Below are 14392 nucleotides of genomic sequence, written 5' to 3' on the forward strand. Positions count from 1 at the left end.
CGCGAGCGCGGCGTCGGCATCGGCGCCAACACCGCCACGCGCATCCGCGCCGTCACCCATCTCGACGTCAACCGCAAGGACATCGACACTGCGCTCAAGGTGATCAGCGACGCCCTGGCGGCCTGATCTCATCGTCCTCCCCAGCTTCGCTGGCGAGGTGTCGCCATCTTACGGCGACGGAGGGGTCATGACTCATGGGATTCACGACTCGCGTATTTTCTTCAGGATTTCATGACCCACCGACTTCTTGACTCAGAATTCGTGACTCATCTGAGTTCACGACTCATGAGACTCATGACCCCTCCGTCGCCGTAAGACGGCGACACCTCCCCGGCAAAGCTGGGGAGGAGAAGAAGGAGCACCGGAGTCCCGCCAAATGAACGCACCCATCACCCTCGGCCAACCCATCGTCCGCCGCGAGGACCAGCGCTTTCTGACCGGTCGCGGCCGCTATGCCGACGACACGGCGCCGCGCGATGCGCTCGCCGTGCTGTTCGTGCGCTCGCCGCACGCGCATGCGCGCCTGGGCGGAATCGACAGGACCGCCGCCCTCGCCGCGCCCGGAATCGTGGCGATCTACACGGCCGCCGACCTCGTGGCCGACAAGATCGGCCACCTGCCGACGGTCAGCGAGATCAAGGACGAGGCCGGCAACCGGCATCGCGAGCCGCTGCACCTGCCGATGCCGCCGGACAAGGTGCGCCATGTCGGCGACATCGTCGCCATGGTGATCGCCGGCACGCTCGACCAGGCGCGCGACGCCGCCGAGCTGCTCGAGATCGACTACGAGGCGCTGCCGGCAGTGGTGACGGTAGCGCAGGCGCTGGCCGACGGCGCGGCGCTGGTGCACGACGACGTGCCGGGCAACCTGATGTGCCGCTGGGCCAGGGGCGACAAGGCGGCGACCGACGCGGCCTTCTCCCGCGCGGCGCACGTGGCGTCGCTGTCGATCCGCTCGCCGCGCCAGATCGTCCATTACATGGAAACGCGCGCCGCGTGGTCGTCCTACGACCCAGGCGACGACGTCGTCACGGTGACCTTCGCCTCGCAGGGCGTGCAGGTCCCGCACCGGCTGATGTGCGAGCGCGTGCTCAACGTGCCGAAGGAGAAGTTGCGCCTGGTCACCGAGGATGTCGGCGGCGGCTTCGGGCCGAAATATCCGATCTATGCCGAGCCGACCCTGATCGCGTGGGCGACGCGCAAGCTCGGGCGCGGCCTGCGCTGGACCTGCGAGCGCGGCGAGCTCGCCCTGTCGGACAGCCACGCCCGCGACCTGGTCGCGCACGCCGATCTCGCGCTCGACGAGTCGGGCGCCTTCATCGGCCTGCGCGTGAGGGCGGAGGCCAATTTCGGCGCCTATCTGTCGATGTTCGCCCCGACCATCCCGACCACCGGTCTCGCCAAGGTGATCTCCGGGCTCTATCGCATCCCGGCGATCCGCGCCGAATTCGACTGCGCCTTCACCAACACCGTGCCGGTCGACGCGATCCGCGGCGCCGGCAAGCCCGAGGCGCTGTTCCTGCTCGAGCGTCTGATCGACATCGCCGCCCACGAGACCGGCCGCACGCCGGCCGAGCTGCGCCGCCGCAACCTGCTGCGGCCCGAGGAGATGCCCTACGCGGCGGCGAGCGGCTACACCTACGACGCAGCGGACTGCGTGCGCCTGTTCGAGACCGCCCTGCAGGTGGCCGACGCGCCGGCCTTCGCCGCACGGCGTGCCGCCAGCGAGGCGCGCGGCCGACGACGCGGCATCGGCCTCGCCTGCCACCTCCACGGCACGGGCGGCATCGCCGACGAGCACGTCATCGTGCAGGTCGGGGCGGACAAGCTGGTCGCCGCGGTCGGCACGCAGAGCCAGGGCCAGGGGCACGAGACCGTGTTCGCGCAGATCCTCGCCGCCTCGCTCGGCGTGCCGGTCGAGCGCATCGACATCCGCCAGGGCGACACGCGCACAATCCCGCGTGGCGGCGGCACCGGCGGCTCCTCCTCGACCATCATCAGCGGGACGACGATCCGGCGCGCCGCCGACGCGGTGATCGAGCGCGGCCGCGACCTCGCGGCCGAGCGCCTCGAGACGGCGCCGGCCGACATCGCCTACCACAACGGCGCGTTCGAGGTGGTAGGCACCGACCGCCGGCTCGGCCTGTTCGAACTTGCCGCCAGCAAGCCGTTCTCCGGCGACGCCCTGTTCGGTGACAAGATCGACTCGTTCCCGACCGGCGTCATGGTCTGCGAGGTCGAGGTCGATCCAGAGACCGGCGAGGTCCGAGTGGACCGCCTGACCGAGGTCGCCGATTGCGGCGTCGTCGTCAATCCGCGGCTGCTCGCCGGCCAGATTCATGGCGGCATCGCTCATGGCCTGGGCAACGCCCTGTCGGAGCAGGCCATCTACGACGAGGCGACGGGCCAGCTGCTGACCGGCACCCTGATGGACTACGCCCTGCCGCGCGCCGACGACGTGCCGAATTTCACGGTCGAGACCATCGCCACCCCCTCGCCCAACAATTTCATGGGCTTCAAGGGCGTCGGCGAGTTGCCGACCAACGGCGCACCCGCGGCGCTGGCCAACGCCGTGCTCGACGCGCTGGCGCCGCTCGGCGTGCGCCATCTCGACATGCCGCTCACGGCTGAGAAAGTGTGGCAGGCCATTCGCGGTTCATGAGCGGTCGGCGATGAGGGGGCCCAGTCAGGCCTCCAGGACCGTCAGGACGCCGCGCGCCCCGACATAGACGCCGGCGGCCATCACGAACCAGGCGAACACGCGGGCCAGCACGCCCTTCCGGCCGGCCAGCCTGGTATTGGCCTTGGCACCGAGCACCGCACCCACGGCGCCACCGGCGATCAGCAGGCCGGCGACCGGCCAGTCGACCAGGCCCGACCAGGCGTAGCTCGAGGCCGAGGCGATGCCGAAGGCCGTCACCGCCACCAGCGACGCGCTTGCCGCTTCCGGCAGCTCCATGTCGGCGGCGAGGATCAGGCCCGGCACGATCAGGAAGCCGCCGCCGATGCCGAAGAACCCGGAGAGCAGGCCGACGCCCGCCCCCAGCGCCACCAGGCGCGGCAGCAGATGGCGCGCCGTGGCGGCGCTGAGCCAGGGTGACGGCGCCGTGCCGGCGCGCCGCGGCCGCAGCATCATCACGCCGACCACGATCATGAGCAGGCCGAACAGGGCGAGGAGCTTCTGGCCGTCGATCATCTTGCCGAGCGCGGCGCCCGCCAGCGCGCCGCCGATGCCGGCCGCGCTGAACACCAGCGCGCAGGGCCAGCGCACCGGGGCGCGGCGAGCGTGCAGGCCGAGGCTGGCAGCGGCGTTGACCGCCACCGCAAAGGCCGCCGTGCCGATGGCGACATGCGGCGACGGCTCGCCCACGGCGTAGACCAGCAGCGGCACGGCGAGGATCGAGCCGCCGCCGCCGATCAGACCGAGAACGAGGCCGATCAGCGAGCCCGATCCCAGGGCGAGAAGCGAGGTCGACATCAGGCCGCGAGCGCTTTGCGGACCCTACGGTTCCACGGCATGAGGGCGAGCAGCTTGGCCATGCCGCACCAGCCGGTCGTGCCTGCCAAGACCAGGCCGGCGCCGACGAAGGCGGACAGGGCGAGGAAGACCGGCGCCACCCAGACGCCGAGCGCAATGCCCGCGACCACCAGGCAACCAGCGACAATCTGCACCTGGCGCATGATTTCGATCGGCTGCCGGACATCGACGGTCACCGGCAAGCCGGCCTTCTTCCAGGCCTCGATCCCGCCTTCGAGGATATAGGCGTCGCATTCCGAGGCGGCACCGAGGCGCTGCGCGTTGGCAGCCGTGCGCGCGCCCGACCGGCAGTGAAAGATGACGGCCGTGGCGCTTTGCAACTCCATGGCGGAGAGGCGGGAAAGCGGGTTGTGACGGGCTCCCGGCACATGCTCGCGGGCACGCTCGTCGGCTTCGCGGATATCGATCAGAACGGCGCCTTGGTCGAGCAGACGCTTGGCACTGGTGACGTCGATGGTGGGCAGTGACACGTTCGGTTCCTCTCCTTGGCAGCCAGCTCAGTCCTGGCAACAGAGTCGATGCAGAGTCGCCAACAGGCTTTCGACACTCGGATCGGTGATTCGGTACCACAGGGTCTGGGCATCGCGCCGGTAGGTCACGATCCCCTCGTCCCGCATGCGCGCGAAGTCTTGCGACAAGGCCGACTGCGAGAGGCCGACTTGCTCGGCCAATCGGCCGGCCGTCGCCTCGCCATCCTCGACGAGCTTGCAGAGGATGAGCAGGCGCCGGTCGTCGGCCAGGACGCCCAGCAGGCCGGCGACGGGCAGGCCCGCCTCTCGAGCACCCGCGGGTCGATGCGGTGAATCGTCTTGGTTGTCGTTTTCATCGTTACTAAATTATTTACCGCTAATATATAAAAAGTCCAGCCAGGGAGAATGCCTTTGACCAGCCCTGCCATCATCGACCCGTTTTTCGACGAGGCGACCTTCACCATCACCTATCTCGTCAGCGATCCGGCCTCCCGGCGCGCCGCCATCATCGATTCCGTGCGCGACTACGACCATCGCTCGGGCAAGGCCACCACGGTTTCGGCCGATCGCGTCCTGGCCAAAGCGGCGGAGCGCGGCGTCATGGTGGACTGGATCCTCGAGACCCACGCCCATGCCGACCACCTGACCGCCGCGCCCTACCTGAAGACGAGGACCGGCGCGAAGGTGGCGATCGGCGAGCACATCCGCGAGGTCCAGACGATCTTCAAGAAGGTCTTCAATGCCGCCGACGTGAGCGAGGACGGCCGCGAGTTCGACCGCCTGGTGCGCGACGGCGAGCGCCTGCCGCTCGGCACGCTGGAGATCGAAGTCATGCACCTGCCCGGCCATACCCCGGCCGATGTCGCCTACCGGATCGTTGACGCCGTGTTCGTCGGCGACACGATCTTCATGCCCGACTACGGCACTGCCCGCGCCGACTTCCCGGGCGGCGACGCGGCGCGGCTTTATCGCTCGATCAGGCGGCTGCTGTCGTTGCCGGCGGAGACACGCCTCTTCATGTGCCACGACTACAAGGCGCCGGGCCGCGACCGCTACGCGTGGGAGACCACCGTGGCCGAAGAGCGCGCCCGCAACATCCACGTCCACGACGGCGTGAGCGAGGCGGAGTTCGTCGCGCTGCGAACCACGCGCGACGCCACGCTCGCCGCGCCGGTGCTGCTGCTGCCGTCGGTCCAGGTCAACATCCGCGCCGGCAACTTCCCGCCCCCCGACGCCAACGGCACGACCTACCTGCGCATCCCCGTGCGCCTGACGGCGTGAGGGAACACATGGGACTGATCCAGATCAAGGATGGCCTCGTTCATCGCCGCTAAGAGCGGCGCATGACGCGCAATATCGTGATCCTGAACGGCCACCCCGATCCGGCGAGCAAGGGGCTCTGCCATGCCCTCGCCGAGGCCTATTCCGAAGGCGCCCGATCGGCCGGGCATACGGTCCGCCGCCTCGACATCGCCGCGCTGCAGTTCGGCCTCCTGCACTCGCAGGCGGAGTTCGCCCGCAGCGCAGACTCGCCAGCGATCGTCGCGGCGCAGGAAACCCTGCTATGGGCCAACCACCTGGTGGTGATCTTTCCTTTGTGGCTGGGCGACATGCCGGCTCTGCTCAAGGCTTTCTTCGAGCAGACCTTGCGGCCGGGTTTCGCCTTCGTCGATCGCCCCAGCGGCTTCCCGATCGGCAAGCTCAGGGGCCGTTCCGCCCGCATCATCGTGACCATGGGCATGCCGGCATTCATTTATCGCTGGTACTTCCTCGCCCACGGCCTCAAGACCCTGGAGCGCAACATCCTGCGATTCGTCGGCATCGCGCCGGTGCGCAGCACCGTGCTAGGCGGTATCGGCCAGCGCAGCCGCGAGTCGATCGCGCGGGCGCTCGACGGCGTCAAGGCGCTGGGCCGGCGCGCCCTCTGACGCGCAATCCAGTGCCAATCGGCCCGGCGCCGATCAGGCAGCCCTGCGTGCCATCCCGACACCGGGGGCCGATAGCCCATAGGCGCTAACAAACCTTGCCGAAAAAGGTTGTCATGCGCTGGGAGCGCGCCACTCCGATGGCGCTCTTCTCGCTGCTCATGCATTCCATGAGCGCCATCGGAGTGGCGCGCTCCCAGCAAACAGGCGGGTCGCCTCCTTAGCGCCCGCCCAGCCGCTCCAGGGTCGCGGCGATGGCCTCGCGGACGGGCGCGGGCTGCTCGGCGATCGCGTGACCGATCAGGTCGAGCTGATGCCGCAGGGTGTGGACCTGGTCGAGCAGATCGACCACCGTCTCGACCGCTTCGTCGTCGAAGCCCATGTCGTCGGCAAGCTCGCTCAGCAGGCGGGCGCGCGCAACGTCGACACTCTCGAACGTCCAGCCTGCGGCGGAGACGCCGGGTCGCAGCAGGCCGCGCGCCACCCAGCGCTCGACATGGACCACGGTCACGCCATCGCAGGCATGCAGCAATTCGTCGAGGGTGGTCATGTGAACTGCTCCATCGACTTGCGCGGATCCTGATCACGGCCTGCCGCCCATTTCTCGGCGAACTCCTTCAGAGCGTCGTCAGGTTTGTCGGGCAGCACGAGCTTCAGCTTGACGTACTGGTCGCCGCGCTGGCCGGTCCGACGGTCGAGCAGCCCGCGGCCCTTGAGCCGCAGCGACGTCCCGCTGTTGGAGCCGGCCGGCACCGACAGCATCACCGGACCGCCCACCGTCGGCACGCGGATGCGGCCGCCCAGCACCACCTCGGGCAAGGTCACAGGCACCTCGACATGGATGTCGTTGTCGCGCGGCTCGAAGAAGGCGTGCGGCTCGACGTGGATCTCGACATAGGCATCGCCGGCCGGGCGACCCTTGGTGCCGGGAATCCCCTGCCCCTTCAGCCGCAAGGTCTGGCCGTTGGTGGTGCCTTCGGGGACATCGATGTCGAGCGTCTTGCCGTCGGGCAGGGTGACGCGCTGCTTGCCGCCGCGCGCCGCCACCAGGAACGGCACGCGCAGGCTGTAGGTCACGGGCAGGCCGTCCATCTCGAACTCCTCGCCATCGCCGGCGCGGAATCTGAAGCCGCGGCCACCGCCGCGCTGACCGAACATCTCGGAGAAGATGCCACCCATGTCGACGAAGGATTCGTGGGCGCCGGCGCGCTCGTACTTGGCGCCGTCGAAGCCGCCCGCCTGGTCGCGATAGAAGCCGCGCGGTGGCACTTCCTGGCCGGCCGCGTCGATCTCGCCGGCATCGAAGCGACGACGCTTCTCCGGATCGGACAGGATCTCGTTGGCCTGGGAGATTTCCTTGAACTTCGCCTCGGCGGCCTTGTCGCCCGGATTGAGGTCGGGATGGTGCTTCTTGGCGAGCTTGCGGAAAGCCTTGCGGATCTCCTGGTCGCTCGCCGTCTTGGCCACACCGAGGACGGAATAGGGGTCGGTCATAGGCCACAATTTGATGCCATTTCAGGCAGTTGCAAGACCTCATCAAACGCCGGGTGATTGATCAGGGAGTTTCCGGCCTGGTCCCTATGCGTTCGTAATTCTCCTCCCCAGCGAAGCTGGGGAGGAGAATTGAGATGGGCCCACACCCTATGCCAGATAGGCGAGACAGCCCGACTCTTCGAGGATCGGATCGAGGCGACGCAGTGCCTCCACCGGCAGGGCTGCCCGTCGCTTGCGCAGCGCGTCGTAGCACTTGGCCTGGTAGCGGAAAGGCGCCTGCCTGAAGGGACGGCCGAGCAGCTCGACCTCGAGCTCCGGCGCCCCGTCCTGCACCGCCCTGGCATTGGCGGCGAGGAACGGCAGGTAGGTCTGGCCCATGTGCCGCAACAGGGCCACGACCGCCTCGGGCAGCGGCGCTGCCGTGTCGATCCACTGACCCTCGATGCCCGACGCATCGTCGAGGCGCATCAGCCAGCAGAACAGATCGGGCGCGCGAGAGCGCATCTCCGCCGCCGGTGTCGGATCGACCGACAGGATCTGCAGCTGGCCGTAGAGCCCGAAATCGCCCAGGCAGGGCCGCGATCCCAGCAGGTACGGCAAGCTGCGGACGTGACGGTCGAGCGTGTCGAGCACGAAGCGGTAGCTCTCCTCGATCACCGGCCGGTTCTGCTCGGTGCAGCCGACCAGCGCCATGCGCCCGACCTGGCGGTCGTTGAACATCTGCATGGCCAGCTGGCGCTTCCGCTCCTCCATCGTCGGATCGCGCGACGACACGATCCAGGTCTGGGCGAAGGCGCGGTCCTGGGCATAGTACCAGCGGTAATGGAACATCATCTTGGTGACCCATTCGTCGCCGAAATCCTCGAGCAGGTCGGAGAGGAAGGCGAGCACCGCATCGCCGGGGATCACCGAGCGGCCGGCATGCTCGCGCTCCAGCGCCCACGCGAGCGGCGTCGAATCGTTCATCAGCCGGCCGTCGGGAAAGCGCAGCACGGGTATCACCGGCGGCAGGCCGGCCGCCACCGCGACGTCGCGCGGCGAGCCCAGCGCATCCCACACGAAGGGAATGCGCCGGTAGCGCAGCAGCGCCCGCATCTTCACCGAATAGGGCGACGGGTCGAAGCCATGCAGCGTGTACAGGCCGCTCACAGGCCGAGCACGGCCTTGGCGATGATGTTGCGCTGGATCTCGTTCGAGCCGGCGTAGATCGTCGACGCCCGGTTGTTGAGGAAGAGCGGCATCGCCGTGATGCCCCACTCCGGCGTCACGGTCAGCTCGTTGTGCCCGAGCGTTCGCGCCTCCGGCTCGAACGGCGCGGCATACCAGGCCAATGCCTCGACGCCGAGACCGTCGAGCTTCTGCAGTGTCTCGCTGCCGCGGATCTTCATCGCCGACGACGCCGCGCCGGGATTGCGGCCGCGGCTGAGATCGGACAGCACCTGCATCTCGATCATCTCGAGTGCCTGGATCTCCATCTCGGTCTCGGCCAGCCGCTCGGCGAAGCCGCGCTCGGTCGCCAGCCTGCCCGAGCCGTCCGCCGCCTCCTCACGGGCGATGCGCCGGATGTCCTCGAGGCGGGCATGCAGGTTGGGCGTATAGGCCTCGCCGCCACGCTCGAACTCGAGCAGGTACTTGGCCACCGTCCAGCCGGCATTCTCCGGCCCGATGCGGTTGGCCACCGGCGTGCGCACATTGTCGAAGAACACCTGGTTGACCTCGTGGTCGCCGGCCAGGGTCACGATCGGCTTCACCGTCAGGCCCGGCGTGCTCATCGAATCGATCAGCACGAAGGAGATGCCGTCCTGCGGCTTGCCCTCCGTCGACGTCCGCACCAGGCAGAACATGTGATCGGCGACATGGGCGCCGGTCGTCCAGATCTTGGTGCCGTTGATCACGTAGTCGTCGCCGTCGCGTACCGCCCGCGTCTTCAGGCTGGCGAGGTCCGAGCCCGACCCGGGCTCGGAATAGCCCTGGCAGAACACGATGTCGCCGGCCACGATCGGCGGGAGGTACTTGGCCTTCTGCTCGGGCGTGCCGTACTTCATGATGACCGGCCCGACCATGCGCAGCCCCATGCTGAAGATGCGCGGCGCATCGACCGCCGCGCATTCGCGCGCGAAGATGTAGCGCTCGGTCGCGCTCCAGCCGGTGCCGCCATATTCCTTTGGCCAGGTCGGCGCCGACCAGCCGCGCGTCGCCAGCACCTTGTGCCATCGCAGACCCGCTGCAATGTCGGCAAAGACGCCGCCGGTCTTGCGGCCGGCCTCGCGCAAATCCTCGCTGAGGTTGTCGTCGAGGAAGCGACGCACCTCGTCGCGAAAGGCCTGATCCTGCGGGCTCAGCGCCAGATCCATGGAATTCCAGGGCCTCCCAACCCATGTCGAGCTTTCCACAGAGGCTAACGGCCGGTCGTGGTTGGCGTCCAGTGTGGCGCTGGTGGACGCTTTCGACGGGCGGTATGGTTGTTGCATCGTCTCGCGCACAGTGCTGCGGAGGTCACCATGGCCCGCCTGATCCGTCTGATCGCTCTCGTGCTCCTCCTCGCCGGGCCGGTGGCGGCGCAAGACAGGAAGGAGGTCGATCTCGCCCTGGTGCTGGCCATCGACATCTCCGGCAGCATCGATCCCGACGAGGCCAAGCTGCAGCGCGAAGGCTACGTGCAGGCGTTCCGCGATCCGGTGATCGTGAAGGCGATCCTGAGCGGCAACCATGGCCGCATTGCCGTCGCCTACTTCGAATGGTCGGATGCCTGGGTCCAACGCCTCCTGATCGACTGGACGCTGCTCGACTCGGAAGCGGCGATCGCGAGCTTCGCCACGCGTTTGTCCAACGCGCCGATCTCGATCGCCCGGCGCACCTCGATCAGCGGCGCCATCCGCTACGCCATTCCCCTGTTCAACCGCAGCCCGTTCGAGCCCGAGCGGAAGGTGCTCGACGTCTCGGGCGACGGCTCGAACAACGACGGCGGCCTGGTCACCGATGTCCGCTACGAGGCGCTGAAGGAGCGCATCATCATCAACGGCCTGCCGATCATGAACGACCGGCCCAACCCGTTCGGCTTCCCGAGCGAGACCGATCTCGACCGCTACTACACACATTGCGTGATCGGCGGGCCGCGCTCGTTCATCGAGGTGGCGACCAGCTTCGAGGATTTCCCACGGGCGGTGCGCAAGAAGTTGCTGCAGGAGGTCGCCGACATCGGGCCGCGCCACGACTACGATATCGGCGGTCTCGGTGACGTGCGCGAGGGCGTCCAGCTGGCGCAGAGCGGCAGCGGCACCCTGCGCCGCGCGATCCGCGGCGACGACGACTACACCAAGTTCGTCCGGCCGGAATACGAGCTGGGCTGCGACGTGGGCGAACGGCGCAGCCGCGAATTCTGGCAACGCCGCTTCGGCGTGACGCCGGATTGATTCTTTCTTCTCCTCTCCGCGCCATGCGTGGCATGCGTGGGGAGGTGTCGCGTCTTACGCGACGGAGGGGTCATCCTCATGCGGACCGCGGGCGTCCCGCCCGCGCATAGTGTAGATGAGCGGGCGGGACGCCCGCCGGCCGCAAGTGGATGTCCCCGCCCTCGCCGGATGTCGGCGACACCTCCCCAGCGAAGACGCTGGGGAGGAGAATCTACTCCATCGAGTAGTCGTAACGGATGAAGCCGACGTGGCGCGCGACCTTGTCGTAGAGCGCGCGGGCCTGGGCGTTGGTGTCCTGGGTCAGCCAGTAGTAGCGTGTGCAGCCCTGGGCGCGGGCAGCTTCGGCGACCTCCTCGATCAGCGCCCGCGCGGCGCCTTGTCCGCGCACAGCCTCGTCGACGAACAGGTCGGCGAGGTAGCAGACCTTGGGGAACCAGACTCCGGCATGAAACAGATAGTGCGCGATGCCGACCACCCGGCCGTCGAGGCGCGCGGCGAGGCCCTGAATCTCCTCGCCCTCGAGCAGGCGCCCCCAGGCCTGCTCGTATGCCGCCGCCGGCAGCACGCGCTGATAGAAGGCGTTGTAGCCGATCGCCAACGGCTGCCATGCCTCGCGGTCCGACTGTCGAAGTCGCGTCACCTGGATCATGCCGCCTTGTAGCGTACGGGCGGGCCATGGGCCATTCACGGGCCCCATTCATTGGGCCATTGTCAGCCCGGCGGCGCCCCCGACAAGACCGGCAGCGCCTTGAGCCGCTTGGCGGCGAAGTCGAGGAAGGCATCGATCCTGGGGGCGCGATGGGCGCGTCCCTTGGTCAGGAGATGCACCGGCAGGGGCGGCCCCTCCCACGCACCGAGCAGGCGCACCAGCCGACCGGCCGCCAGATCGTCGGCTGCCTGATACGACAAGAGCTGGGCGATGCCACGGCCCTCGCGAGCGGCGCGCAGGCGCGTCTCAACATCGTCGACCCTGAACCGGCCGGCCAGCCTGGCCGGAGCGCCCCGGCGCCCTCCGGCGAAGCTCCATTCCCGGTTGCCGCGCAACGTGCCGAGGAGCGCCTCGTGCCCGGCAAGATCGGCGGGCGTCCGCGGCGTACCGCGCCGCGCCAGGTAGCCGGGACTGGCAACCCATAGCCGCCGCACCTGGCCCACCGGCCGGGCGAGCAGCGAGGAGTCGGCCAGCGGGCCGATGCGCAGGGCGACGTCGATCCCCTCCTCGATCAGGTCGATGTTTCGGTCGTTGAGCACCAGCTCGATCTCGACGCCGTCATGGGCGTCGAGAAACCGGCCGACGATCGGCGCCATGTGCCGCCGGCCGAACTGAACGGGAGCGGTGATGCGCAGCACGCCCTGCACCGGCATACCGGGCGCCGTCGACGTCGCCGCCTCGTAGTCGGTCACCAGCGCACGCGCCTTGTCGTAGAGCCGGCGGCCGGCCTCGGTCGGCGCGAGGCGGCGGGTGGTGCGGTCGACCAGCCGCTGGCCGACGCGCGCCTCGAGAGCGGCAAGGGCCCGCGTGACGGCAGGCGGCGAGCGGCGCAGCCGGCCGGCAGCGCGCACCAGGCTGCCCTCCTCCACGATGCGCACGAAGACGGCGAGCTCGTCGAGACGATCCATGTATGATTCCAATAAATGAAATAGTGAATTATCGATTGTTCGCCTTCTCGACGCAATCCGCGAAGCCTACCTTCCTGCCGACAGAAGGAGGACCCTGCATGCTGACGGGAAGCTGCCTCTGCACGGCTGTCGCCTACGCGGTCGACGCCGATGTCGAGCGGATCGTTCATTGCCACTGCCAGACGTGCCGCAAGACCCACGGCACCGCGTTCTCGTCGGTGGCCTCGGTGCCGCGCGAGAAGTTCCGCTGGATCCGTGGCGAGGCGCTGCTCGGCGCCTTCGAGTCCTCGCCCGGCAAGTTCCGCCGCTTCTGCAGCCGCTGCGGCTCGCACATCATGGCCGAGCGGGCGGCGCAGCCGGTCGTGCTGTTGCGGCTGGGCTGCCTCGACACGCCGATCGCCGAGCGCCCGCAGGTCCATATTTGGCGAAGCGACGCCGCCTCCTGGTACGACCCCGGGCGGCAACACCCGGAGAGGTCGGAGGGCCTGACATGAGCCCGCAGGACGGCGCGCCGGAATTCCTGTCGTTCCACGAGGACGAGCGGGCGGCGCAGCGCCTCGCCGGCCAGTCTCCTGGCCGGGCAGCAATCCGCCCCTTCATGCCCGACCAGCACCGCACCTTCTTCGCCGGTTTGCCGTACATCTTCGCCGCCGCCCTCGACGAACGAGGCTGGCCCATCGGCACGGCGCTGAGCGGCGACGCGGGATTCATTCGCTCGCCCGATCCGACGACCCTGCGGATCGATGCACTTCCGAGCGCCGGCGACCCGGCGTCGCCAGGCTTGGTCGAAGGCGCGGAGATCGGCATGATCGGGCTCGATTTCACCAACCGTCGCCGCAATCGCGCCAACGGCACGCTGGTCGCCGTCGACGATGGCCTGACCGTGCAGGTCGGCCAAAGCTTCGGCAACTGTGCCCAATACATCCAGACGCGCACGCCATCTCCCCGTCCTCCGGCTTCGTCAGGCGTCGAGGAACTGAGCCGTCTCGACGAAACGGCGCACGCGCTGATCAGCGGAGCCGACACCTTCTTCGTGGCCAGCCGCTCGCGCGCCGGCGTCGGTAGCGGCGGAGGTCTCGACATGTCGCATCGCGGCGGACGCCCGGGATTCGTCGGCGTGGCCGGCGAACTGCTGACAATCCCCGACTTCCGCGGCAACCGCTTCTACAACACGCTCGGCAACCTGCTGGGCGATCCGCGCGCCGGCCTGCTGTTCATCGACTTCGGCTCGGGCGACCTGCTCCAGCTCCAGGGGCGCGTGAGCATCGATTGGGCGCCTGCAGGCGCCCCTGCCGGCGCCGAACGCCTGTGGCGAATGACGGTCGAGCGCGCCTGGCGACAACGATCGGCGTTTCCCTTCACCTGGACGTTCGGCACCTACGCCCCGACGACCTTGGCGACCGCTATACGTGCGGTTGATCGAATGGACGTGGAGTGACCGAGGAAACCTCATCCTGAGGAGCGCCCTAGGGGCGCGTCTCGAAGGATGGGCACCAGACCCGGTGCTTGCACGCTTCGGATCGCGGCGACATTGTTGCCGGATCGTGTCGATCGAAGAACCCGGCGCTTACATTTACATGCTGCGTTGCGCCGACGGCAGCTACTACGTCGGCTCGGCGCGCGACGGGTTGGATCGCCGGGTCGCCGAACACAACACTGCCGCGTATGGCGATGGCTACACGTCGAGGCGCCGGCCCGCTGTTCTTGTCTAGGCCGAGCACTTCCTGAACACCACCGACGCCATCAACGTCGAGCGCCAAATCAAGGGCTGGTCGCGCGCGAAAGGAAGCGCTGATCCGTGGCGACTTCAGGCAGATTCACGAACTCGCGAAGAGACGAAGTTGACGATTCGTGTGGGGCCGACCTTGCTTGCCCGAATCAGCATTGCGCATGCGAAGGAGCGCCTGAGGGGCGTGTCTCAAAGCATGGGCAATG

General features: G+C 68.5%; 17 protein-coding genes. 8 read left to right on the forward strand and 9 right to left on the reverse strand.

The window, feature by feature from the left end; all coding sequences use genetic code 11:
* Positions 1-376: 376 nt before the first annotated feature.
* The gene (locus AB7O82_RS21480) at positions 377-2662 is read left to right on the forward strand and encodes a xanthine dehydrogenase family protein molybdopterin-binding subunit (protein ID WP_428620136.1); all 2286 of its coding nucleotides are present in this window, start codon (positions 377-379) and stop codon (positions 2660-2662) included.
* 24 nt (positions 2663-2686) lie between these two features.
* Here the strand turns inward: AB7O82_RS21480 and AB7O82_RS21485 are convergent, their stop codons facing one another.
* From AB7O82_RS21485 to AB7O82_RS21495, 3 genes are read right to left on the reverse strand one after another with little or no spacing between them, the layout of a single operon-like run.
* Positions 2687-3478 carry a sulfite exporter TauE/SafE family protein gene (locus tag AB7O82_RS21485; protein ID WP_428552415.1) on the reverse strand — a complete coding sequence of 264 codons (792 nt, stop codon included), beginning with the start codon at positions 3476-3478 and terminating at the stop codon, positions 2687-2689.
* A complete protein-coding gene (locus tag AB7O82_RS21490) occupies positions 3478-4008 on the reverse strand; it encodes a rhodanese family protein (RefSeq protein WP_428552413.1) in 531 nt (176 codons plus the stop codon). The genes AB7O82_RS21485 and AB7O82_RS21490 overlap by 1 nt, the downstream gene beginning before the upstream one ends.
* Before the next feature lie 27 nt (positions 4009-4035).
* Entirely contained in the window at positions 4036-4260 is a 225-nt protein-coding gene (locus AB7O82_RS21495; protein WP_428620146.1) for an ArsR/SmtB family transcription factor, read from the reverse strand.
* Between AB7O82_RS21495 and AB7O82_RS21500 the strand changes: the two genes are divergently transcribed.
* From AB7O82_RS21500 to AB7O82_RS21510, 3 genes are all read left to right on the forward strand, one after another.
* Positions 4198-4341 carry a hypothetical protein gene (locus AB7O82_RS21500; protein ID WP_428552410.1) on the forward strand — a complete coding sequence of 48 codons (144 nt, stop codon included), beginning with the start codon at positions 4198-4200 and terminating at the stop codon, positions 4339-4341. The genes AB7O82_RS21495 and AB7O82_RS21500 overlap by 63 nt on opposite strands.
* Before the next feature lie 78 nt (positions 4342-4419).
* Positions 4420-5289: an MBL fold metallo-hydrolase gene (locus tag AB7O82_RS21505; RefSeq protein WP_428552407.1), complete on the forward strand. Its 870-nt coding sequence runs from the start codon at positions 4420-4422 to the stop codon at positions 5287-5289.
* A 62-nt stretch (positions 5290-5351) separates the two neighbouring features.
* The gene (locus tag AB7O82_RS21510) at positions 5352-5936 is read left to right on the forward strand and encodes an NAD(P)H-dependent oxidoreductase (protein WP_428552404.1); all 585 of its coding nucleotides are present in this window, start codon (positions 5352-5354) and stop codon (positions 5934-5936) included.
* Between the two features lie 217 nt (positions 5937-6153).
* Here AB7O82_RS21510 and AB7O82_RS21515 read toward each other — a convergent pair whose 3' ends face one another.
* The 4 genes from AB7O82_RS21515 to AB7O82_RS21530 form a co-directional block, all read right to left on the reverse strand.
* Positions 6154-6483, reverse strand: coding sequence for a chaperone modulator CbpM (locus tag AB7O82_RS21515; RefSeq protein ID WP_428552402.1), 330 nt, complete (start codon positions 6481-6483; stop codon positions 6154-6156).
* A complete protein-coding gene (locus tag AB7O82_RS21520) occupies positions 6480-7427 on the reverse strand; it encodes a DnaJ C-terminal domain-containing protein (protein WP_428552399.1) in 948 nt (315 codons plus the stop codon). Before AB7O82_RS21520 ends, AB7O82_RS21515 begins: the two co-directional genes overlap by 4 nt.
* Positions 7428-7574: 147 nt before the next feature.
* Entirely contained in the window at positions 7575-8576 is a 1002-nt protein-coding gene (locus AB7O82_RS21525) for a glutathione S-transferase N-terminal domain-containing protein (protein WP_428552397.1), read from the reverse strand.
* Positions 8573-9781: an acyl-CoA dehydrogenase family protein gene (locus tag AB7O82_RS21530; RefSeq protein ID WP_428552394.1), complete on the reverse strand. Its 1209-nt coding sequence runs from the start codon at positions 9779-9781 to the stop codon at positions 8573-8575. Before AB7O82_RS21530 ends, AB7O82_RS21525 begins: the two co-directional genes overlap by 4 nt.
* Before the next feature lie 147 nt (positions 9782-9928).
* On the opposite strand from AB7O82_RS21530, the gene AB7O82_RS21535 reads away from it, so the two are divergent.
* On the forward strand, positions 9929-10840 hold the full coding sequence (locus AB7O82_RS21535) for a DUF1194 domain-containing protein (protein WP_428620138.1): 912 nt from the start codon (positions 9929-9931) through the stop codon (positions 10838-10840).
* 211 nt (positions 10841-11051) lie between these two features.
* Here AB7O82_RS21535 and AB7O82_RS21540 read toward each other — a convergent pair whose 3' ends face one another.
* Both AB7O82_RS21540 and AB7O82_RS21545 read right to left on the reverse strand, forming a co-directional pair.
* On the reverse strand, positions 11052-11489 hold the full coding sequence (locus tag AB7O82_RS21540; RefSeq protein WP_428554675.1) for an N-acetyltransferase family protein: 438 nt from the start codon (positions 11487-11489) through the stop codon (positions 11052-11054).
* A gap of 62 nt (positions 11490-11551) precedes the next feature.
* Positions 11552-12457 (reverse strand): LysR family transcriptional regulator, encoded by a 906-nt coding sequence (locus tag AB7O82_RS21545; protein ID WP_428554672.1) that lies wholly within the window; start codon positions 12455-12457, stop codon positions 11552-11554.
* 98 nt (positions 12458-12555) lie between these two features.
* Between AB7O82_RS21545 and AB7O82_RS21550 the strand changes: the two genes are divergently transcribed.
* The 3 genes from AB7O82_RS21550 to AB7O82_RS21560 all read left to right on the forward strand — a co-directional run bounded on the left by AB7O82_RS21550 (position 12556) and on the right by AB7O82_RS21560 (position 14169).
* Entirely contained in the window at positions 12556-12951 is a 396-nt protein-coding gene (locus AB7O82_RS21550) for a GFA family protein (protein ID WP_428554669.1), read from the forward strand.
* On the forward strand, positions 12948-13895 hold the full coding sequence (locus AB7O82_RS21555; protein ID WP_428620140.1) for a pyridoxamine 5'-phosphate oxidase family protein: 948 nt from the start codon (positions 12948-12950) through the stop codon (positions 13893-13895). Before AB7O82_RS21550 ends, AB7O82_RS21555 begins: the two co-directional genes overlap by 4 nt.
* A gap of 106 nt (positions 13896-14001) precedes the next feature.
* Positions 14002-14169 carry a GIY-YIG nuclease family protein gene (locus tag AB7O82_RS21560; RefSeq protein WP_428554663.1) on the forward strand — a complete coding sequence of 56 codons (168 nt, stop codon included), beginning with the start codon at positions 14002-14004 and terminating at the stop codon, positions 14167-14169.
* Positions 14170-14392 lie beyond the last annotated feature (223 nt).

It is taken from the genome of Reyranella sp. (assembly GCF_050185545.1).
Taxonomy (GTDB): domain Bacteria; phylum Pseudomonadota; class Alphaproteobacteria; order Reyranellales; family Reyranellaceae; genus Reyranella.

Bases quoted from the DNA above. Each gene is read 5' to 3' on its own strand.
- AB7O82_RS21480 (WP_428620136.1), top strand. From the start codon at position 377: ATGAACGCACCCATCACCCTCGGCCAACCCATCGTCCGCCGCGAGGAC.
- AB7O82_RS21485 (WP_428552415.1), bottom strand. From the start codon at position 3,478: ATGTCGACCTCGCTTCTCGCCCTGGGATCGGGCTCGCTGATCGGCCTC.
- AB7O82_RS21510 (WP_428552404.1), top strand. From the start codon at position 5,352: ATGACGCGCAATATCGTGATCCTGAACGGCCACCCCGATCCGGCGAGC.
- AB7O82_RS21515 (WP_428552402.1), bottom strand. From the start codon at position 6,483: ATGACCACCCTCGACGAATTGCTGCATGCCTGCGATGGCGTGACCGTG.
- AB7O82_RS21520 (WP_428552399.1), bottom strand. From the start codon at position 7,427: ATGACCGACCCCTATTCCGTCCTCGGTGTGGCCAAGACGGCGAGCGAC.
- AB7O82_RS21530 (WP_428552394.1), bottom strand. From the start codon at position 9,781: ATGGATCTGGCGCTGAGCCCGCAGGATCAGGCCTTTCGCGACGAGGTG.
- AB7O82_RS21535 (WP_428620138.1), top strand. From the start codon at position 9,929: ATGGCCCGCCTGATCCGTCTGATCGCTCTCGTGCTCCTCCTCGCCGGG.
- AB7O82_RS21540 (WP_428554675.1), bottom strand. From the start codon at position 11,489: ATGATCCAGGTGACGCGACTTCGACAGTCGGACCGCGAGGCATGGCAG.
- AB7O82_RS21545 (WP_428554672.1), bottom strand. From the start codon at position 12,457: ATGGATCGTCTCGACGAGCTCGCCGTCTTCGTGCGCATCGTGGAGGAG.
- AB7O82_RS21550 (WP_428554669.1), top strand. From the start codon at position 12,556: ATGCTGACGGGAAGCTGCCTCTGCACGGCTGTCGCCTACGCGGTCGAC.
- AB7O82_RS21555 (WP_428620140.1), top strand. From the start codon at position 12,948: ATGAGCCCGCAGGACGGCGCGCCGGAATTCCTGTCGTTCCACGAGGAC.